This window comes from Nocardioides sp. NPDC127514, assembly GCF_040302125.1.
GTDB lineage: Bacteria > Actinomycetota > Actinomycetes > Propionibacteriales > Nocardioidaceae > Nocardioides.
The window spans coordinates 17,204-36,678 of sequence record NZ_JBEORF010000001.1; the positions used below are offsets into that span (position 1 = coordinate 17,204).

Genomic DNA, 19,475 nt, shown 5'->3' on the forward strand with positions numbered 1-19,475 from the left:
TTCAGGTGAGGGCTCTCGGGGCTTGGACAGTGAGGCTCGGTGTGGCGCGACGACTGACCCCGGCTGTTGCGGAGGTTCTGAGGAGAAGGCATTGAGCAATCCGATCCAGCGGCAGGTTCTCCCGATCCCTGACCGGGCCGAGAACGCTCCGGCGACGTACGACGCAAAAGACCCGGATACCGAGTTCCCACCGATCGAGCCTCTGCGCCCACCGAAGGACGCTCCGAACGTGCTGATCGTGCTCATCGATGACTGCGGTTTCGGTGCATCGAGCGCGTTCGGCGGGCCGGTGCACACACCCACGTTCGAGCGGCTCGCGGGCGAGGGGCTGCGCTACACCCGGTTTCACACGACCGCCTTGTGCTCACCGACCCGTGCGGCGTTGCTGGCGGGTCGCAACCACCACACGGTCGGGATGGGCGGCATCACCGAGATCGCGACGTCGGCGCCCGGGTACAGCTCGGTGCGGCCCAACGACTGCGCGCCACTGGCGGAGACGCTGAAGCTCAACGGCTACTCCACGGCACAGTTCGGCAAGTGTCACGAGGTCCCGGTCTGGCAGACCAGCCCGATGGGACCGTTCGACGCGTGGCCGTCCGGCGGCGGGGGGTTCGAGCACTTCTACGGGTTCCTCGGCGGCGAGACGAACCAGTACGCCCCCGCCCTCTACGAGAACTTCACCCCGGTCGACCCCGACCGGACACCTGAGGAGGGCTATCACCTCACCGAGGACCTGACCGACCATGCGATCTCGTGGGTTCGTCAGCAGAAGGCGCTGATGCCCGACAAGCCGTTCTTCGCCTACTTCGCGCCCGGCGCGACTCATGCGCCTCACCACGTCCCGGTCGAGTGGTCGGAGAAGTACCGAGGACACTTCGACCAGGGCTGGGACGCGCTGCGCGAGGAGACGTTCGCCCGCCAGAAGGATCTGGGTGTGGTCGGGGACTCGGCGATGCTGACCGAAAGGCACGAGCAGATTCCCGCCTGGGATGAGATGCCCGAGGACCTGAAGCCGGTGCTGGCTCGGCAGATGGAGGTGTACGCCGGGTTCCTGGAGCACACCGACCACCACGTCGGCCGGCTGATCGACGCCTTGGCCGACCTGGAGGTGCTGGACGACACGCTGGTGTACGTCATCGTCGGTGACAACGGTGCCTCGGCCGAGGGCGACGTCGAGGGTTGCTTCAACGAGCTGATCAACCTCAACGGCGCGGGCGCGCTGCAGACCGCGGAGTACATGGTCTCCCGCATCGAGGACTTCGGCACCCCGGCCGCCTACAACCACTACGCGGTCGGGTGGGCGCACGCGATGAACACGCCCTACCAGTGGACCAAGCAGGTCGCCTCCCACTACGGGGGCACCCGCACCGGCACCATCGTCCGCTGGCCGCACGGCATCGACGCGGCTGGCGAGACCCGCCACCAGTTCCACCACGTCATCGACGTCGCCCCCACCATCCTCGAGGCGGCCGGCCTGCCGGAGCCGACGTTCGTGCACGGCGTCCAGCAGAGGCCGTACGAAGGCGTCAGCATGGGCTACACCTTCGACCACGCGGACGCGGCCGACCGTCGCCGGACGCAATACTTCGAGATGTTCGTCAACCGCGGCATCTACCACCAGGGCTGGAGCGCGGTCACCCGGCACTCGATCCCCTGGGACCAGGGCAAACCGCTCCCGCCCATCGAGGACGACGTCTGGGAGCTCTACGGACCCGACGACTGGACCCAGGCCCACGACCTCGCCGCAGAGAACCCCGAGCAGCTCACGCACCTGCAGCAGAAGTTCCTCCTCGAAGCCTCGAAGTACAAGGTCTTCCCCCTCGACGACCGACGCATCGAACGCTTCAACTCCGACCTCGCTGGACGCCCGACGCTGATTCGTGGCCACAGCCAGGTGCTGTTCGAGGGCATGGGCCGGCTGACCGAGAACGTCGTGCTCAACGTGAAGAACAAGTCGCACGCAGTCACCGCCGACATCTCGGTGCCCGCCGACGGTGCAACCGGAGTCCTCATCGCCCAGGGCGGTGCGTTCGGCGGCTGGAGTATCTACCTGCACGAGGGTCGGCCCACCTACTGCTACAACCTGTTCGGCCTCAATCGGACCCATGTCCGCGCCGACCAGCCAGTGCCGGCCGGTGAGCACCAGGTGCGCTTGGAGGTCGCCTACGACGGCGGCGGTCTCGGCAAAGGAATCACCGCCGACCTCTACGTCGACGGAACCCAGGTCGCCACCGGCCGCATCGACGCCACCGTGCCCCTCGCCTTCTCCGGGGACGAGACCATGGACGTCGGCTCCGACACCGGCACCCCGGTCAGCAACGACTACACCAGCCGCGGCAGCCACTTCACCGGCCGCGTCCACCGCGTCCAGATCGACCTGGGCGACGACGCGCACGACAACGATCACCACATCACGGTCGAGGAACGGATGCGGATCATCACTACCCGCCAATAATGGCCACGCCGTGCGGGTCCGGAACCGATCGGCGATCGAGAAGCACGCCGTTGACGTGGACGGGGGGGAATCTTCACCGGAACGGCAGCACTAAGCACAAAGAACCCCGCCTGACCCGTGCGTTTCCGCAGGTCAGGCGGGGTTCTTATTGGTGGAGCTGAGGGGATTCGAACCCCTGGCCTTCTCATTGCGAACGAGACGCGCTACCAACTGCGCCACAGCCCCAAGCGATGAGAAACGTTAGCACCTCGTCGCGGGTGTTACCCAATCAGTATGGCCTCAGGAGCCCGTGGCGCGACCACGAGCCTCCTCGGCGGCCTCGGCCGCGGCGCGCTCGGCCTCCTCGGCCTGGCGGACGAGCTCGGAGTCGGCGGCGTTGCGGCCCGAGCTCCATACGCCGGTGGCGTCGAGGTCGATGGTGCGGACGGTGCGGCGCGGCGCGGCCTCCTTGGAGACGTACGTCGGCAGCGGTGTCTCCACCGGCTTCCAGGAACCCGCGGGGAGGTGCTCGCCGGTGTCGTCGTGCTCGACGACGGCCACCAGGTCGCCGGTGTCCTGGTCGACGTCGAAGGTGACACGGGGCGGGGCGACCGGCTCGGGCTCGGGGATGTCCTCGGGGAACGGGATCCGTGCCCAGACCTCACGCTGGTGGCGCACGCTGAGCCGGCAGGTGACCAGCCAGGCGACGACCAGGCCGGCCGGGATGGCGATCCACACCGGGCCGAAGACCCCGAAACCAGCGAGCGCGCCCACCACGGCCAAGCCGAAGACGAGCACGCCCAGGACGATCGAACGGCGCTTGGCCGCGGCGCGTGCCGCTCGGCGTCGTACGGCCATCGGTACGGGCCGAGGAGCAGGCTCCTCGACCTCCGCCTCAGGCTTCTTCGGCGACTTCTCGGTCACCAGGTCGGTCGAGTCCTTGCCGGTGGCTTCTCGCCGTGCGAGGATCCGGCGGGACTTGGAGATGGCGGCGCTGGCCCGGCTCTTGGTCCCGTCCTCGGCCGTCGCTGTCTGTTCGAGCGCTTTGGGCACCAAGTACACCGCCCACGCCACGGCGAGGGCGACGAAGATGAGTGCGCTCGGGTCCACGTTAAGAAGCGTAGGAGCCATTACCAGCCCGTAGGCGGACGTGCAGTGGTGTGTCGCGTGTGACTTGTGTGATTTCAGCAGGACACGCCGAGTCAATGCCTCATTCAGGTGACAAACCGAGCCTGGCCAGCATTCCTTGGTGACATTCTTCAACCGTTATCGCGAAGATACGGTGATCTCTCCAGGCACCGTCGATATGCAGAAATCGGGGCGCATATCCGATCTCGTTGATGCCCAGTTTCTCCACGACGCGGAGCGAGTTCGAGTTCTCCGGGCGGATGCAGATCTCGATCCGGTGCAGCCGCGCGGCGGTGAAACAGTGGTCGATGACCAGCGCCACCGCCAGCGGCATCACGCCGCGTCCGGCGAAGCGCTGGTCGATCCAGTAGCCGATCGAGGCGAACTGCGCAGAGCCACGCACGATGTTGTTGACCGTGACCTGACCAGCGAAAACACCGTCGACATCGATCGCGAACGGGTAGGTCACTCCGCGCTTGGCCTGACGCCGAAGACGACGTACGAGGCTCGCGAACGTCGTGGGCCGCGCGCTCGATCCCGGGGGAACGGTGGCGTCCCACTGGTGCAGCCAGGCCGCCGAGCGGCGGCGCGCCTCGGTCCATGCCTTGGCGTCGGTGCGGTCGAGCGGGCGTAGGGTCACCGCGCCGTGAGAGAGGACGGCGGGCCAGCCGGGATCGGTCACTGATGGTCGCTTCCCACACTCTGCTCCACGGCGTGGGGCAGCACCGGACGAAGGACCTCGATCGCATCCTTCACGCCACCCCGGGACCCGGGAAGGTTCACCACCACGCACGCTCCGATCTGACCGGCCAGACCGCGGGACAGTAGCGCCGTCGGGATCCCCTTGGCCACTCCGGCCGCCCGGATGCCCTCGGCGATGCCGGGGATCTCACGATCGAGCAGCGGGCGGGTGACCTCGGGGGTGCGGTCGGTGGGGGTCAGCCCCGTGCCGCCGGTGGTCAGGACGACCCGCGCCCCCTCCTCGGCCGCGCGGGCGATCGCCTCGCCGACCGGGTCTCCGTCACGTACGACCTCGGGAGGGCCAACGACGAAACCGAGCTCTTCCAGAAAGGTGACCAGGAGGGGGCCGGTGGTGTCCTCGTAGACACCCGCCGAGGCGCGGTTGGAGGCGACGACGACCGTCGCTTTGAGGCTCATCGCAGGAACGTACCCGACTTTCCACCGGTCTTCGTCTCGACGCGGATATCGGTGATGACCGCCCGCTTGTCGACGGCCTTGATCATGTCGACCACGGTGAGGCCGGCGACGGCGACCGCGGTCAGCGCCTCCATCTCGACCCCGGTGCGGTCGGTGGTCTTCACGGTCGCGGTGATCTCGACGGCGTCGTCGGCGACGCTCAGCTCGACCTTGACGCCCGAGACCGCCAGCGGGTGGCACAGCGGGATCAGGTCGGGGGTCTTCTTGGCACCCATGATCCCCGCGATGCGGGCGACGGCGAGCGCGTCGCCCTTGGGTACGCCCTCGCCGCGGAGCAGCTCGATGACCGCCGGTGCGACCAGCACGCGCCCGGACGCGGTCGCCGTACGAGCGGTGACCGCCTTCTCGGAGACGTCGACCATCCGAGCCGCGCCGGTCTCGTCGACGTGGGTCAACCTGTCAGCCATCAGAACTCCACATCCAGCTCGATCACGTCCACCTCGGCGTCCTTGTCCAGCGAGGTCGTCTCCGGCGGGATGACGATCAGGCAGTTGGCGCCGGCGAGGTCCCCGATCAGGTGGGACCCCGGGCCGCCGATGGGCGAGACGCCGGCGCGGGAGCCGTCGTACCAACCACGGAGGTACTGCTCCTTGCCCTTCGGGGAGCGCACCCCGTGGGTCAGGGCGGCGCGGCGTACGGGCCGGGCCTCGGGGGTCATGCCCATCAGCCGGCGCAGCGCCGGGAGCACGAAGAGCTCGAAGGAGACGAAGGAGGAGACCGGGTTGCCGGGGAGGCACAGGACCGGCACCCGCTCCTCACCGATCCGGCCGAACCCCTGGGGCTTGCCCGGCTGCATGCTCACGGGGCCGAACCAGACGCCCTCCGGCGTCAGCGCCTCCTTGACCACGTCGTAGTCGCCCATCGAGACGCCGCCGGAGGTGACCACCAGGTCGGCGCGGACGAGCTGGTCGGAGAGCGCGGTCATGAACGCCCGCGGCTCGTCGGGCACGATCCCGACGCGGTACGCGATCGCGCCTGCCTTGCGCGCAGCGGCGGCCAGCAGAAAGGAGTTGCCGTCGTAGATCGAGTCGTGGCCCAGGCTCTCACCGGGCTCGCGCAGCTCGGTGCCGGTCGAGAGCACCACGACCCGGGGCCGCGGACGCACCGCGACCTGCGCGCGGCCGACGGAGGCGATCAGGCCCAGGTGGCGCGGGCCGAGGACCGTACCCGCGGGGATGAGCAGGTCGCCCTTGGCGACGTCCTCCCCCGCGTAGCGGACGTGCTGCGCCTCTTCGGGGCTCTGCCGGATCTCGACCTCGGCGACGCCGCGGTCGGTCCACTCGTACGGCACGACCGTGTCGGCACCCGTCGGCAGCGGAGCGCCCGTCATGATCTTCGCCGCCGCCCCCGGCGGGAGCGCCAGCAGCGAGGCCTGCCCGGCACCGATCTCACCGAGCACCGGCAATCGCACCGGCGCCTCGGCGGAGGCCGTCGCGACATCGGCGTAGCGGACCGCGTACCCATCCATCGAGGAGTTGTCGAAGCCCGGCAGGGCGACCTCGGCATGGATGTCCTCCGCCACCGCCAGCCCGAGACAGTCCATCAGGGGCTGCGGGTAGGCCGGCATCGGCTCGAGGTCAGCCAGGATTCGGTTGCGGTACTCGGCGGGGGTCACACGACGAGCCTAGTCGTCACTCCCGATGGTCGAGCTGCTGGAGCCGCAAGGCGAAACCGTGTCGACCAGCAGTGTCAGTCGGAGAGGACGGTGGCGGGCGCGACGCGTTCGGCGTTGGCGCCGTCGAGCGAGACCGCGCCGATGACCTGGACGCCCTTGCCGAAGGTCCAGTCGCCGTTGACGGTGAGCGAGGACGCCTTGCGCAGCGACGGAGCACCCTCGGGGAAGCGCTCGTCGAAGTTCGCGACGTACTTGTAGTAGTCGCCGTCCAGGTCGATGAACGGAACCACGTCGGCGACCTGGTCGAGCACGAAGTTGTCGCCGATGTCGTAGACGTCGGAGCGGAGGACGAGGAGGTCGTTGGTCGTCTTGACCGGGACGAACCGGTCGCGGCCGACCTCGATCAGCTGCGAGCCCTCGAAGACCTCGATCGCGGCGCCCATGGCGGTCTCGATCTGGACGACCTTGGGGGTCTTCGGGTCGGCCGGGTCGACGGTCTTCTCGTTGCGGATCAGCGGCAGGCCGAGGATGCCGTCGCGCTCGGAGAGGACCTTCTTGAGCGCCTTGAGGTCGAACCAGATGTTGTTGGTCGAGCAGTACTTGTGGCGGTTGAGGTCCTGCAGCGCCAGCTTGTCCTCGTCGAGCGTCTGCGCGGTCTCACGGAGGATCAGGCGGCCATCGGACTTGCGGCGCGCGAAGTGGCCGCCCTTGCGGTCGCTCGGGGTGCGGCGTACGGCCTCGATGGCGAAGGGGGCACCGGACTTGGCGAACCAGCCGGCGACCTTCTCGTCGGGGACGGCGCCGAGGTTGTCTGAGTTGGAGACGAAGACCCGCTCGTAGCCCTGCTCGATGAGCAGGTCGAGGAGCCCGGTGTCGAGCAGGGCGGTGTAGATGTCGCCGTGGCCCGGTGGGCACCACTCGAGCTCGGGGTCCTTGGGCCACTCGACCGGGGTCAGGTCGTCGACGAGCAGGCGGGGCTCGCGGTTCTGCAGGAACTCCAGCGGCAGACCCTCGACCGGCAGGTCCTGGTAGCGCTCGAGCGCGGCCAGGCTGTCCTCGGAGGTGCGGAAGGAGTTCATCAGCAGCAGCGGGAGGCGTACGTCGTACTTCTCGCGCATGTGCAGGATCTGGCGGGCGATCACGTCCAGGAAGCTCAGGCCCTTGCGCACGCACAGCAGCGACTTCGCGCGGTCCATGCCCATCGAGGTGCCGAGGCCACCGTTGAGCTTGATCACCGCGGTGGTCGAGATGGCGGCGTGCGCCTCCTCGTCCGTGACCACGGCGTCGCTGATCGACGGGATGTCGACCGGCTCGATGGTCTCCTCCGGGATCATCCCGGTCTCACCGTGCTCGAGCTGGCGGTAGTAATGTGCGAATGTCTGCACCGCGACGTCATCTACGCCGGCATCGCGCATCTTCGCCATTGCCTTGGCCAAACCTGGGCTACCCATAGAGGAAAGCCTAGGCTGTCGTTGTGTCGGGTTCACACACCCCTCCGGGTTCTGATAGTCCAGCCCCCGCTGACTTCGTGGGGCGCAAGACTGCCTTACGCGACCAGTTGTTGACTACCCGGGGGCGCATCGGGCTCCCTCGGTTGGGCTCGCTCGCGCGTGCCCTGTCGCAGGTGGTCACTGATATTCCAGACGTACGCAGCGCCGGAACGGTTGCGCTCTACGTCTCGATCGGCACCGAACCGGGCACCGGACCTCTTATCGACGAGCTGGACGCGGCCGGGAAACGCATCCTGCTGCCCTGTCTTCTGCCGGACAACGACCTGGACTGGGCCGCCTACGACGGCGAGCTGGTCCGGGCGCCTCGGGGGCTGCTGGAGCCCGGCGGGGAGCGGTTGGGCGTCTCCGCGATCGCCAGTGCCGACGTCGTGCTCGTCCCCGGCCTTGCCGTCGACTCCCGCGGGCATCGGATGGGGCGTGGCGGCGGATCCTATGACCGCGTTCTGTCCCGGGTGCCGGCCGGAACCTTTACCTGCGTACTTCTCTATCCGTGGGAGATCGGCGTCGCGGTGCCGGTCGAGGCGCACGACCGGGCGGTCGGAGCGGCCGCGAGCGCGGAGGGAATGCAGCGCTTCTCCTAGGCGTTCGCTAATATTGGCAGTCGCGCCCGTCGAGTGCCAGATTCTGTTCTAGGAGAAACGTGCCCACCTATCAGTACGCCTGCACCGAGTGCGGCCACGCCTTCGACCAGTTCCAGAGCTTCAGCGACGCCTCGCTGACCGAGTGCCCCGAGTGCGGCGGCAAGCTGCGCAAGGTCTTCAGCGCTGCCGGCGTCGTCTTCAAGGGCTCCGGCTTCTACCGCACCGACTCCCGGTCCGGGTCCTCCTCGTCGACGTCCTCCACGTCCTCGACGACGTCGTCCTCGAGCACCTCCTCCCCGGCGCCGGCCGCCTCCAGCTCGTCGGACTGAGACCCGCCCGCCGCGGCGGGTTATCCAAAGGGTCATCCACAACCTGACCTGGGCTGTGGATAGCGAGATGCGGGAATCGCGAGTGCGACTTAGCGTGCCCGCATGTTCACTCGAATCACGTCCCTGTCCCGCCGCGTACGCCGCGGGATCCTCGCCCACCGACGCCTGCTGGCGTTCCTGCTGACCGCCTCCGCGGTCGCGATCGGCCTGTCGGCCACCAGGCCTGACCCACCCGACACCTCGATGATGGCGGTCGCCTCCCGAGATCTGCCGGTCGGCACGGTCCTCACCGCCGCCGACCTCACCGACGTCTCGACCGACCCCGCCAACGTGCCCGCCGACCTCGCCGAGGCGCCGCTCGGCGAGCGCCTGGCCGCGCCCCTGCGACGCGGCGAGCCCGTCACCGACGTACGTCTGGTGGGGCCGGAGCTGACCGAGGGACACCCCGACCTGGTGGCCGTCCCGGTCCGGCTCCCCGACGCCGAGATGGCCGGCCTGCTCCACGTCGGCGACACCGTCGACCTCTACGCCACCGACCCCGCCACCGCCGAGACCGCCCGGGTCACCACCGACACGCTGATCCTCAGCCTCCCTCAAGCCGCGGAGACGAGCCGCGATGATTCCATGGCACAGGGAAAGACCGAGGGGTTTGGCGTCACGAACACTTCGGCGGGGCGTCTGGTCATCGTCGGAGTCGCCGAGAACAGCGTCGAGGACGTCACATCGGCAGGGGTGGGTGGATACCTCACCTTTGCGTACTGACGGCCAACGCACGCCATATCCGGGGTCTCCTTCACCTCACACAATGAGCAACAGGAGAAAGCAAGACATGGACGGTTTCAAGAAGTTCCTGCTCCAGGGCGACCTGATCAAACTCGCGGTCGCCTTCATCATGGGTGCCGCGTTCGCCTCGGTGGTGACAGCCACCGTCACAGTGATCATGGACCTGATCGGCAAGCTCGGCGGCACACCTGACTTCTCCGGTTGGACGCCCGGCGGCGTCCACCTCGGCGACTGGTTCACCGCGGTTGTCGCCTTCGTCATCATGGCCGCGGTCGTCTACTTCATGATCGTGAAGCCCTACACCGCCGCCAAGGAGCGCTACTTCCCGGACCCCGACCCGGGCGAGACCGAGATCGACATCCTCAAGCAGATCCGCGACAGCATCGCCGTTCGCTGACGCATCCGCTTCCAGGTGCCGTCTCACCCACCGTGGTGAGGCGGCACCTGCGATTTCAGCCACCGGTCCGACGCCGACTCCTCGGACTCCGCGGACGACTCCCGCTCGTCGCTGGTCGTCTCGGGGAGTACGTCACCGAAGATCCGCGCCAGCCTCTGCTTGCGCTTCCACTCCGGCTCCTCCGGTTCGTCGGGCCGTTCCGTCTCGGGTGAGGTGTCCTCAGCCATCAGCAGAGCCCCGCACGCTCGCGCTCAGCCTTCGCCTGTTCGGCGATCTCGGCGAGCTCCTCCTCGGTCGCTCCACTGCTGGCGTTGCCCGACGCGTCTCCCGAAGAGTCGCCCGAGGGTGCATCGTCGGAGGGCTCCGAACCAGCGGTCTCGCCGTCGGTTCCGGTGCCTTCACCGGAGTCTCCGGACTTCTTCTTGTCCTTGGCGCCCGCGGCCTGCCCGGCATCAAGCGAGCCCGCCGCGATCTTCTTCGTCAACGGCTTGTCGTTCGCGATGGCCCGCCAGACGTTCTTGGCCTTCTCGTCATCGAGGACAACTCGGTTTTCGTTCTGCGGGTCCGTCGCCACCGGGATGGTGAGGAACTTGATGTTCTCCATGCCGATGCTCTGGAAGCCGGCGCCGATCTTGGCCATCGTGTCGAGGTTGTCCTTGAGGCCCTCGTCCATCGTCAGACCCTTGGTGGCCGCATTCAGGAAGCCGAGCACCTTCGTGGGGCTGGACAAGGTGTCACCGGAGAGCAGCTTCGCTGCCATCGAGCCGATGAACGCCTGCTGGCGCTTTGCTCGCAACAGGTCGCTTCCGTCACCGAAGACGTGACGCATGCGAACGTATTGAAGCGCTTCCTTGCCGTTCAGCGTCTGGGGGCCGGCCTTGAACTTCGCGCCTGTGTAGCTGTCCTCCACGGCCTCGGGCAGGCACACGTCGACGCCGTCGATGGCATCGACCATCCCCTTGAAGCTTCCGAAGTCCACGACGACGACATGGTTGATGGTGATGTCGCACTTCTCACCGCACATCTCAGAAGCCACCGACTCCACCTGTTCAACGGTGCACGTCGGGCCTCCGGCGGCGTATGCAGCGTTCCACTGCACGTAGTCAGCCGGGGCGGTCTTCCCGTCCTCCGTCTTGCACGAGGGTCGGTTGACCATCGTGTCGCGCGGGATCGAGACGCCGTAGGCGAACTTACGGTTCGCGGAGAGGTGCAACAGGATGGTGGTGTCCGATCCGCCACCGCTCTCGCCGTCCAGACCACATCCCTTGCAGTCGCGGCTGTCCGACCCCATCACGAGGATGTTGATCGGCTCCTTCGGGCCGACGTCAGCGGCCTTCTCGCCGAGGCTGACGGTGCTGATGTTCGACCGTAGGTCGCGGTAGGTGTAGACCACGAACAGCCCGACGATCAGCGCCAGCACGAGCAAGGTCGAGCTGAGCACCTGCCACACACTGACCCGCGGCTTGTCGCGGTCCTCGCGCTCGTCGTCGGGGTAGGGAGCGTACGGCTCCTGGTAGCCATCCTGAGGCGGATAGTCGTCATAGGGCTCGTCGTCGTAATTTGCCGCATACGCCGCGCCTCGGCGGCCCGGGGCGGGATAGGCCTCGTGGCGGGCCTCATGCAGCTCATCACGCGAAGAGGTACGCCCTCGGGGCCGGTCGGCCGGATCGGGGCGGGGCGCGACAGTGGTCGCGGCGGGATCGTTCCAGTCGAACTCGCGCGCGGCCGGCGGGGCGAGCTGCTGGTCGGGGACCTGGGGCGAGGGAGGGGCCGGGTGTGGATCCTGGCGATACCACTCCGGCGCCGGCGCGACCGCGGTCTCCTCAGCGGAGGGAGCGGGGGCGGGCGGCGGAGGTATCCGGCGCGCAGGACGCGAGGTCTCGCGCAGCGGTGGAGCTACGGCCGTCGCGTCCGGGGCGTTCCACTCCTGAGGGGCCGGAGGGGCAGGCGCCGGTGACGGTCGCGAGGTCTCTCGGCCCAATGCCTGATAGCGCTCAGCCCGGGTCGGCTCCCGCCGCACCGGTTCCACGCGCGGCGGCTCGACGACGGGAGGCTCAGCCTGAACCGGCTCCTGGCGGGTGGGACGCGCAGCCCGACGGCCACCGCCCGATGATCCCGGCCCGGGAGGCGGCGGCGACACGAAGTCAGACTGCGGCCGCGCGGCTCGCCGGCCACCGCCGGGCTCCACCGACGGCTGGTCGATCGGTACGTCCGCGACCCGGGCACCGCGGCCGGCATGAGTCCCCCCGGACTCGTTGCTCTCAGGCTCGTCGGCGCCGTACATCCACTCGAATCCGGACACGCCGGAGCCTGAATCCGCACCCCCACGTCGGGGAGGCATGGAGGCGTCAGGCATAGATCACCGTCACTCGTCGCTTGTCTTTGGGGGGATTCGGGTTGAGTCGACGGTGACTCAACCTACGCGAGGGCCCCAAGTTTGGCCCCTGATCGCATCGAACCCCAAACCGTAGTATCACCTGCCACCATGGCAAGATATTCGCGAATGCCCCAGTAGCTCAGTGGATAGAGCAGCCGCCTCCTAAGCGAAAGGTCGCAAGTTCGACTCTTGCCTGGGGCACCAATTCCAGATATTTCCCTATGACACCGCGACCTGTGACGCGTCGATGACCTCGAACTGGATCCCGGCAGCCTGCAGGCGATCCAGGAGCGCGTCGCCCATCGCGACCGCCGTGGTCACCGACCCGGAGGTCTCGGGCAGCGTGTCGAAGGCCAGGCAGAGCGCCGACTCGGCGAGCATCTTCGCCGTCTCGGTGTAGCCCGGGTCGCCTCCGGAGACCTTGGTGTGGATCTTGCGGCCGCCGGACTCGGCGACGAAGTCGACGGTGAACCACGACTTCTCGCGGCGGCCCTCGGAGGGTCCGGTGCCCTGCTTGACCCGCTCGCCCAGCTTGGCCCGCAGCGGCGGGACCTGCATCGCGAGGGCGAGGGCGCCGACGCCGACCACGCCGCCGACGGCGTACCTCAGTGTCTTGGTCCCGGCGAAGTGCGAGTAGGTGAAGGCGGGGCCGTAGGCCTCCAGCGCCCGCCCGGAGCGGGCGACGATGAACGGGTCGATGGTCGGCAGCGGCAGCAGCCAGTAGCCCAGCTCGCTGTCACGACCCAGACTCGGCTTCGCCGGTCGAGACGTACGCCCCTTCGGCCGCTCCTCGAGCGCACGGCGCTCGCGCGACGCGGCTGCCATCTCCCGGGGTCGCGACATCTGCCCCAGCGCGGAGTGGAAGGTGCCGCCGGAGAAGGTGGCGTTGGAGCGGACGACGCCCTTCATCGTCAGCGGCCCGGTGATCTCCCCGCCGGCGGCGAGCTCGCGCACCGTGAAGAAGGCCCCGAGGTCGTGCGGGATCGAGTCGAACCCGCAGGCGTGCACGATTCGGGCACCGTTGGCGCGGGCGGTGGCGTCGTACTTCACGAACATTCGGTCGACGAACTCGGGTTCTCCGGTCAGGTCGACGTAGTCGGTGCCGGCCTCGGCGCAGGCCTTGACGAGCGGCTCGCCGTACTCCAGGTAGGGCCCGACGGTGGTGATCACGACGCGAGCACGAGCCGCCAGCGCGGCCAGCGACGAGGAGTCGTGCACGTCTGCCTGGAGGAGCTCGACGCCAGCAGCGTCGAGGCCGTCGCGAACGGCCTCGAGCCGCGACAGGGAGCGGCCGGCGAGCGCCCATCGCAGTCCTTCGGGGGCGTTCTCGGCGAGATATCTGGCCACCAGACCGCCCGTGAATCCGGTCGCGCCGAACAGGACGATGTCGAGATCGCGAGGAGACGTCATGACCGCTACCTTTCCAGAAGCAACGAAATCCGAGACGGCACGGGTCTTTCAGTGATCAAATGTTGCATCAATAGGGGTACTCTTGAGCGGTTTCTTTCGGTGAATCAGCATTCGAGTGAGCGACCAGACACCATCCCCAACCACGAGATGAGTGAGACGAGCCTGTGGGCGACGCGGTGATCAGCGTTCTGCTGGCCGACGGTCACGACGTTGTGCGTGTCGGCGTGCGTACGGTCCTGCTGCCCGAACCGGACATCGAAGTCGTGGGTGAGGCCCGCACCGCCGCCGAGGCACGGCCGCTGATCGCGACGCTCCGTCCCGACGTACTCATCCTCGACGCCCACCTGCCCGACGCCTCCGGGGTGGCGCTCTGCCGCGAGGCGCTCGCGATGAAGAGCGACATCCGCTGCATGATCCTGGCCACCGACGCCGACGACGAGGTCATGAGCCAGGCGATCATGGCCGGGGCGGCCGGTTACGTGCTCAAGCAGATCGAGGCGACGAGCCTGGTCTCCGGCGTACGCCTGGTGGCCAGCGGCCACACCCTCTTCGACCCAGAGGCGGCCGCCAAGGTGGTCCACAACGTCGAGGAGCGCCGCCGGATGCACGAGGTGGTCGCCGACCTGACTCCGCAGCAGCGCCGGATCCTGGTCCTGCTCGCCGAGGGCATCTCCAACCGGCAGATCGCCGACCGTCTGGTGCTGGCGGAGAAGACCGTGAAGAACCACATCACCGGTCTGCTCGCCAAGCTCGGCGTCAGCCACCGCACCCAGGCCGCCCTGATGGCGAGCCAGCTGCTCGAGGACGGCGTCGTCCCGCGGCCGGCTCCCCCGGCCGACGACGTCAGGCAGGCCAAGGGCGCCGCGCCCAACGGCGGGCCGATACCGCCGCATCCGCGCGGCCAGTCCCCCTCCCACACCCCTGGCCGATCACGCTGACCGTCGCCTCGATCCAGGTACCGTGGATGGCATGTGCCGCAACATCCGCCCGCTCCACAACTTCGAGCCGCCCGCCACCAACGACGAGGTCACCGCTGCCGCCCTGCAGTTCGTACGCAAGGTGAGCGGCACGACCAAGCCTTCGGCCGCCAACCAGGAGGCCTTCGACCGCGCCGTCGCCGAGATCGCCCACATCACCCGGCATCTCCTCGACGATCTGGTCACCAACGCCCCCAAGAAGAACCGTGAGGTCGAGGCCGCGAAGCGCAAGGCTCGCGCCGAGGGCAGGTACGCCTCGTGACCCTCGCCCCGGAGGCGAGCAGCACCGACTCGTACGCAGAAGCCCTGGCCCTCCTGCAGGACCGCCGCCTCGTGGTGCTGACCGGGGCCGGCGTCTCGACCGACTCGGGCATCCCCGACTACCGCAGCCCCGGCAGCCCGTCACGGCAGCCGATGACCTTCCAGCAGTTCATCTCCGGCCCGCAGGAGCGGCAGCGCTACTGGGCGCGCAGCCACCTCGGCTGGCGGCGGATGGGCAGCGCGGTGCCGAACGCCGGCCATCGTGCCCTGGCCGCGATCGATCCCGAGCTGCTGATCACCCAGAACGTCGACGGTCTCCACGAGCAGGCGGCACCCGAGCTCGCCAGCAGCGGCCGGATCGTGACGCTCCACGGCCGGGTAGCCGATGTGATCTGCCTGTCCTGCCGCACCGTGAGCCCGCGTCGCGACCTCCAGGAGCGGATGGAGGCGCTCAATGCCGGATGGGCCGAGGCGCACGCGGACGTCGAGACCCGGCCGGACGGTGACGTCGCGCTCGAGGAGACGCAGGACTTCGTCGTGCCCGACTGCGAGATCTGCGGTGGCATCCTCAAGCCTGACGTGGTCTTCTTCGGCGAGAACGTCCCCAAGGACCGCGTCGCGCGGTGCATGGCGGCCGTCGACGCGCTGGCAGAACCAGGCCCCGGAGCTCAGGCCCGCGACGAGCGGCACGAGGGGAAGGGCGTGCTGCTCGTCGCGGGCTCGAGTCTGGCGGTGATGAGTGGCTATCGGTTCGTGCGCCGGGCGGCGAAGGCCGGGATCCCGGTCGTCATCGTCAACCGCGGCGCGACCAGGGGCGATGCGGAGGCTACGTACAAGCTGGAGGTCGGAACCAGCGAGTTCCTCACCACCTTGGCGTCACGCCGAGCGTGACTGGATCGGCAGGTCGGCCATGCGGCCGGCGGCCTCGTCGACGGAGAGTCTGGCACCGATGAAGAAGTGGTAGACCGGGCCTTCGTCGATCAGCAGCACCTTGGCGCTGTGGTAGTCACCGCCGAGGTCGGTGAGCACGATCTCCTCGCCGCGCTCGAGGTGACGGGTCAGGCCGGTGTCGGTGTGGTGGACGGCGACTGGGCGGAACGTCTCATCCAGCTCGCGACCGCGAGCGGGCAGATGAACGACCTCCATAGAGCTCTCCCCTCCGGAGACCCCCGCAAGTCTCGACATGACAACTGCTGAACGTCTCCCTCCAGCAGGCCTTGCACGTCAAACATAAGCATCGATGACGTAATCGGTCCAGAGTCATGTGCCAGAATCTGCCGACGTCGAGAGAATTTCACCCGCGGTTGCAAAATTGGGCCCGAAGTGGACACAGCGTTGCCACATCGAAGACGACTCGTGGAGCCGCCGAACGACGCGATGTATCGAGCTCGTCGAGATGGATCTGCGGGTCAGAGGGCCTTGACGAAGATATGGTCCGCGGCCTCGGGGATGATCTCCGCGGTCTCCCCGCCGGAGCCGAGCATGACCCCGTCGGGGGTCGCCTTGATCGCGACCGTCTGGTCCGGGGTCGCGCCGACCCGGCGCAGGGCGCTCATCAGCGACTCGTCCTTCTGCATCTCCTCGGAGATGCGGCGCACCAGGACGGTGGCACGCTCGGAGGTCGCCGCGGCCGTGAGCGACTGGACGCCGGCCATGAAGTCCTCGTCGGCAGGCTTGCCGCCGAGCTCGTCGAGACCCGGGATCGGGTTGCCGTAGGGCGACTCGGTCGGGTCGCCGAGCAGGTCGAGCAGTCGCTTCTCGACGGTGTCCGACATGACGTGCTCCCAGCGGCACGCCTCCTCGTGGACGAGCTCCCAGTCGAGCCCGATGACGTCGGTCAACAGCCGCTCGGCGAGGCGGTGCTTGCGCATCACCCGGGTGGCCAGGCGAAGGCCCTCGTCGGTCAGCTGCAGGTGGCGGTCGCCCTCGACGGTGAGCAACCCGTCGCGCTCCATCCGGGCGACGGTCTGAGAGACCGTCGGGCCGGACTGGTGCAGGCGCTCGGCGATGCGGGCGCGCAGCGGAACGATTCCCTCTTCGACCAGCTCGTAGATCGTGCGGAGGTACATCTCGGTGGTGTCGATGAGATCGCTCACGGGCTAATCCTACATCCTTGAATCAGTCAGAAAAACCGAACCCAGCAGGGTGTGTCCCGAACGACGTCGGCCTGCAGGAGAGATCAGCTCGGCGCGATCCCCTAAGAGCCCTGGCGTTCGAGGGCCTCGTTGTATCTGGACAGCATAGCGCTGAGCCGGTCGATCTCGTCGGGACTCCAGTCGGCCAGCCGGTCGTTGAAACGTACGCGACGCTCGCGGGCCACCCGCTCGAGCCCCTCGCGGGCCTCGGCGGTCACCGAGACCAGGCTGGCCCGCCCGTCCTCGGGGTCGGGATGGCGTTCGAGCAGGCCCAGGTCGATCATGGCCTGCACCATCCGGCTGACCGCTCCCTTGTCGATCCCGAGCCCGTCGACCAGCGCGGAGGCGCGCACCGGGCCACGTTCGGCGATCCAGGTCAGCATCATGTAGCCGCCGGGCGGCAGATCCGGGTGAAGCATCCGGCCGCGTGCCTTCATCGCCCGCTTGGCCCTCCACACGAGCACGCCGACCTCGGACTCGAGCCGGCTGAGCGACTCACCGCGAGGACCGTCCTCGAGCTGCTCGCCCTGAGCGGCGTCGTTCATGGCTGTCATCCCTGTCATCTCCGGCCCGCTCCCCCCGCCTCGAGCTCCGCGGCGACCTCAGGAGCGATCTCATCGTCGGCGAGGTCCTCGATCGTAGTCTTGAGCGGAACCTCCTTGATACCCAGGATCGCAACCAGCGCGATGACCGCGCACGGGATGGCCACCAGGAAGAGATCGGCGGTGGCGACGGCGAAGGCGTGCTCGTAGAGCGCCTGCACGGCACTCGGCATGCTCGCCGGGTCGGCGAGCCCGCCGCCCTGCAGGCTCTGGAGCTCCTCGGGGGTCACCTTTCCGCTGGCCACCAGCTCGGGGATGCCATCGGTGATGACGTCCTCGACCCGGTGGGAGAGCACGGCGCCGAGCGCGGCGATGCCCATCGAGCCACCCATCGACCGGAAGAACGCGACGACCGAGGACCCCGCACCCATGTCCCTGTTGTCGAGGTTGTTCTGCACCGCGAGGACGAGGTTCTGGTTGGTGGCACCGACACCGAGCCCGAGGATGGCCATGAAGGCGCCGACCAGGGCCAGGTTGGTGTGCTCGTCGATCGTGCTGAGCAGGAAGAGCCCGATCGGCAGCATGATGCCGCCGAAGATCAGGTAGCGCTTCCAGCGTCCGGTGGAGCTGATCAGGCGTCCGGTGACCATCCCGGCACCGGAGAGTCCGAGCACCATGCAGATCGACATCAGCCCGGCATGGGTCGGCGTCATCCCGCGGGCGGTCTGGAAGTACTGCTGCAGGTAGACCGTCGCCCCGAACATCCCGGCACCGACGAAGAACGAGGCGAGGGTGGAGAGGACCATCGTGCGGTCGCGGAAGAGCCGCAGCGGGATGATCGGCTCCTTGGCGAACCTGCCCTCGACCAGGATCGCGAGGGCCAGCACGACGACGCTGCCGGCGACCAGGGCGTACGACATCAGCGAGGTCCACGCGAAGGAGTCGCCACCCAGGGTGACCCAGATCAGCAGCGTGGAGACGCCGGCGACCAGCAGGAACGCACCGAGGTAGTCGATGCTGACCTCGCGGCGTACGTGCGGGAGGTGCAGGGTCTTCTGGAGCAGGATGAAGGCGACCACCGCGAACGGCACACCGACGTAGAAGACGCCGGGCCAGCCCAGCGGGGAGTCGACGATCACGCCGCCGACGAGCGGCCCGATGACGGTCGCCAGGGCGAAGACCGCGCCGATGTAGCCCGAGTAGCGGCCGCGCTCACGCGGGGAGACGATCATCGCGATGATCACCTGGATCAAGGCGATGATGCCGCCCATGCCGAGGCCGGCGATGACCCGGCCGGTGATGATCACCGGCATCGACGGCGCCAGACCACAGATCGCCGAGCCGACGATGAACAGGCCGAGGGCGGCCTGGACCAGCACCTTCTTGTTGTAGAGGTCGGCGAGCTTGCCCCAGATCGGCGTGGTCGCAGTCATCGCCAGCATGCTCGAGACGACGATCCAGGTGTAGCCGCTCTGGGTGCCACCGAGGTCGGTCACGATCCGCGGCAGTGCGTTGGCGACCGACGTGCTGGACAGCATGGCGACGAAGAGCGCCATCAGAAGGCCGGAGAGGACCTCCATGATCTGGCGGTGGGTCATCTGCGGCGCGGCGATGGCCTGCGAAGACTGCTGGGACTCTGACAAGTGGTGACTCGGCTTTCACGAGAATTGGTTGAACATCGACAACCAATGTACGTCCGAATAGTTGCTAAACGCAACTTGTCGCCGGTCACGGCTGATCCCGACACTACAGAAAACGGGGCGACCCGCAGGCGGGC

Annotated in this window: 21 protein-coding genes and 2 tRNA genes; 9 read left to right on the top strand and 14 right to left on the bottom strand. The window is 68.2% G+C overall.

Features of this window, described 5'->3' with window-relative positions; all coding sequences use genetic code 11:
- Positions 1 to 91 precede the first annotated feature (91 nt).
- A complete protein-coding gene (locus ABTX24_RS00080) occupies positions 92 to 2,455 on the top strand; it encodes an arylsulfatase (protein WP_350836538.1) in 2,364 nt (787 codons plus the stop codon).
- Positions 2,456 to 2,604: 149 nt separating this feature from the next.
- Here the strand turns inward: ABTX24_RS00080 and ABTX24_RS00085 are convergent.
- The 7 genes from ABTX24_RS00085 to ABTX24_RS00115 form a co-directional block, all read right to left on the bottom strand.
- Positions 2,605 to 2,680: transfer RNA gene (locus tag ABTX24_RS00085), tRNA-Ala, on the bottom strand.
- 54 nt (positions 2,681 to 2,734) lie between these two features.
- Positions 2,735 to 3,544 (bottom strand): divisome protein SepX/GlpR, encoded by an 810-nt coding sequence (gene sepX, locus ABTX24_RS00090; protein ID WP_350836539.1) that lies wholly within the window; start codon positions 3,542 to 3,544, stop codon positions 2,735 to 2,737.
- Between the two features lie 100 nt (positions 3,545 to 3,644).
- Positions 3,645 to 4,244, bottom strand: a complete 600-nt coding sequence (locus ABTX24_RS00095) for a GNAT family N-acetyltransferase (RefSeq protein WP_350836541.1) — start codon at positions 4,242 to 4,244, stop codon at positions 3,645 to 3,647.
- Entirely contained in the window at positions 4,241 to 4,720 is a 480-nt protein-coding gene (locus ABTX24_RS00100; RefSeq protein ID WP_160025522.1) for a MogA/MoaB family molybdenum cofactor biosynthesis protein, read from the bottom strand. The genes ABTX24_RS00095 and ABTX24_RS00100 overlap by 4 nt, the downstream gene beginning before the upstream one ends.
- The gene (gene moaC / locus ABTX24_RS00105) at positions 4,717 to 5,187 is read right to left on the bottom strand and encodes a cyclic pyranopterin monophosphate synthase MoaC (protein ID WP_350836543.1); all 471 of its coding nucleotides are present in this window, start codon (positions 5,185 to 5,187) and stop codon (positions 4,717 to 4,719) included. Before moaC ends, ABTX24_RS00100 begins: the two co-directional genes overlap by 4 nt.
- Positions 5,187 to 6,395: a molybdotransferase-like divisome protein Glp gene (gene glp / locus ABTX24_RS00110; protein ID WP_350836545.1), complete on the bottom strand. Its 1,209-nt coding sequence runs from the start codon at positions 6,393 to 6,395 to the stop codon at positions 5,187 to 5,189. Before glp ends, moaC begins: the two co-directional genes overlap by 1 nt.
- A gap of 74 nt (positions 6,396 to 6,469) precedes the next feature.
- On the bottom strand, positions 6,470 to 7,846 hold the full coding sequence (locus ABTX24_RS00115) for a UTP--glucose-1-phosphate uridylyltransferase (protein WP_350836547.1): 1,377 nt from the start codon (positions 7,844 to 7,846) through the stop codon (positions 6,470 to 6,472).
- Between the two features lie 77 nt (positions 7,847 to 7,923).
- Between ABTX24_RS00115 and ABTX24_RS00120 the strand changes: the two genes are divergently transcribed.
- The 4 genes from ABTX24_RS00120 (at position 7,924) to ABTX24_RS00135 (ending at position 9,996) form a co-directional block, all read left to right on the top strand.
- Entirely contained in the window at positions 7,924 to 8,487 is a 564-nt protein-coding gene (locus tag ABTX24_RS00120; protein WP_350836549.1) for a 5-formyltetrahydrofolate cyclo-ligase, read from the top strand.
- Positions 8,488 to 8,546: 59 nt separating this feature from the next.
- Positions 8,547 to 8,816: an FmdB family zinc ribbon protein gene (locus ABTX24_RS00125; protein WP_160025529.1), complete on the top strand. Its 270-nt coding sequence runs from the start codon at positions 8,547 to 8,549 to the stop codon at positions 8,814 to 8,816.
- Positions 8,817 to 8,918: 102 nt separating this feature from the next.
- Entirely contained in the window at positions 8,919 to 9,578 is a 660-nt protein-coding gene (locus tag ABTX24_RS00130; RefSeq protein ID WP_350836551.1) for an SAF domain-containing protein, read from the top strand.
- Between the two features lie 67 nt (positions 9,579 to 9,645).
- Positions 9,646 to 9,996, top strand: coding sequence for an MscL family protein (locus ABTX24_RS00135; RefSeq protein ID WP_350836552.1), 351 nt, complete (start codon positions 9,646 to 9,648; stop codon positions 9,994 to 9,996).
- Positions 9,997 to 10,019: 23 nt separating this feature from the next.
- Here ABTX24_RS00135 and ABTX24_RS00140 read toward each other — a convergent pair whose 3' ends face one another.
- On the bottom strand, positions 10,020 to 10,223 hold the full coding sequence (locus ABTX24_RS00140) for a hypothetical protein (protein ID WP_350713315.1): 204 nt from the start codon (positions 10,221 to 10,223) through the stop codon (positions 10,020 to 10,022).
- On the bottom strand, positions 10,223 to 12,298 hold the full coding sequence (locus tag ABTX24_RS00145) for an LCP family protein (protein ID WP_350836554.1): 2,076 nt from the start codon (positions 12,296 to 12,298) through the stop codon (positions 10,223 to 10,225). The genes ABTX24_RS00140 and ABTX24_RS00145 overlap by 1 nt, the downstream gene beginning before the upstream one ends.
- A 203-nt stretch (positions 12,299 to 12,501) precedes the next feature.
- Here ABTX24_RS00145 and ABTX24_RS00150 point away from each other — a divergent pair.
- Positions 12,502 to 12,577, top strand: a tRNA-Arg gene (locus ABTX24_RS00150).
- Positions 12,578 to 12,592: 15 nt separating this feature from the next.
- Here the strand turns inward: ABTX24_RS00150 and ABTX24_RS00155 are convergent.
- A complete protein-coding gene (locus ABTX24_RS00155) occupies positions 12,593 to 13,783 on the bottom strand; it encodes a saccharopine dehydrogenase family protein (protein ID WP_160025536.1) in 1,191 nt (396 codons plus the stop codon).
- 176 nt (positions 13,784 to 13,959) lie between these two features.
- Between ABTX24_RS00155 and ABTX24_RS00160 the strand changes: the two genes are divergently transcribed.
- The 3 genes from ABTX24_RS00160 to ABTX24_RS00170 are packed head-to-tail and all read left to right on the top strand — an operon-like array spanning position 13,960 to position 15,912.
- Positions 13,960 to 14,721: a LuxR C-terminal-related transcriptional regulator gene (locus tag ABTX24_RS00160; RefSeq protein ID WP_160025538.1), complete on the top strand. Its 762-nt coding sequence runs from the start codon at positions 13,960 to 13,962 to the stop codon at positions 14,719 to 14,721.
- Between the two features lie 31 nt (positions 14,722 to 14,752).
- Positions 14,753 to 15,022, top strand: coding sequence for a DUF2277 domain-containing protein (locus tag ABTX24_RS00165; protein WP_160025540.1), 270 nt, complete (start codon positions 14,753 to 14,755; stop codon positions 15,020 to 15,022).
- Entirely contained in the window at positions 15,019 to 15,912 is an 894-nt protein-coding gene (locus ABTX24_RS00170) for a Sir2 family NAD-dependent protein deacetylase (protein ID WP_350836557.1), read from the top strand. The genes ABTX24_RS00165 and ABTX24_RS00170 overlap by 4 nt, the downstream gene beginning before the upstream one ends.
- On the opposite strand, the gene ABTX24_RS00175 is transcribed toward ABTX24_RS00170, so the two are convergent.
- The 4 genes from ABTX24_RS00175 to ABTX24_RS00190 form a co-directional block, all read right to left on the bottom strand.
- Positions 15,898 to 16,167 (bottom strand): hypothetical protein, encoded by a 270-nt coding sequence (locus ABTX24_RS00175; protein ID WP_160025542.1) that lies wholly within the window; start codon positions 16,165 to 16,167, stop codon positions 15,898 to 15,900. The genes ABTX24_RS00170 and ABTX24_RS00175 overlap by 15 nt on opposite strands.
- Positions 16,168 to 16,430: 263 nt before the next feature.
- On the bottom strand, positions 16,431 to 17,117 hold the full coding sequence (locus ABTX24_RS00180; RefSeq protein ID WP_160025543.1) for an iron-dependent transcriptional repressor DtxR: 687 nt from the start codon (positions 17,115 to 17,117) through the stop codon (positions 16,431 to 16,433).
- 101 nt (positions 17,118 to 17,218) lie between these two features.
- Complete coding sequence (locus ABTX24_RS00185) at positions 17,219 to 17,701, bottom strand: MarR family winged helix-turn-helix transcriptional regulator (protein WP_160025544.1); 483 nt, start codon at positions 17,699 to 17,701, stop codon at positions 17,219 to 17,221.
- A gap of 14 nt (positions 17,702 to 17,715) precedes the next feature.
- A complete protein-coding gene (locus ABTX24_RS00190) occupies positions 17,716 to 19,341 on the bottom strand; it encodes an MDR family MFS transporter (RefSeq protein WP_160025545.1) in 1,626 nt (541 codons plus the stop codon).
- Positions 19,342 to 19,475: the final 134 nt, after the last annotated feature.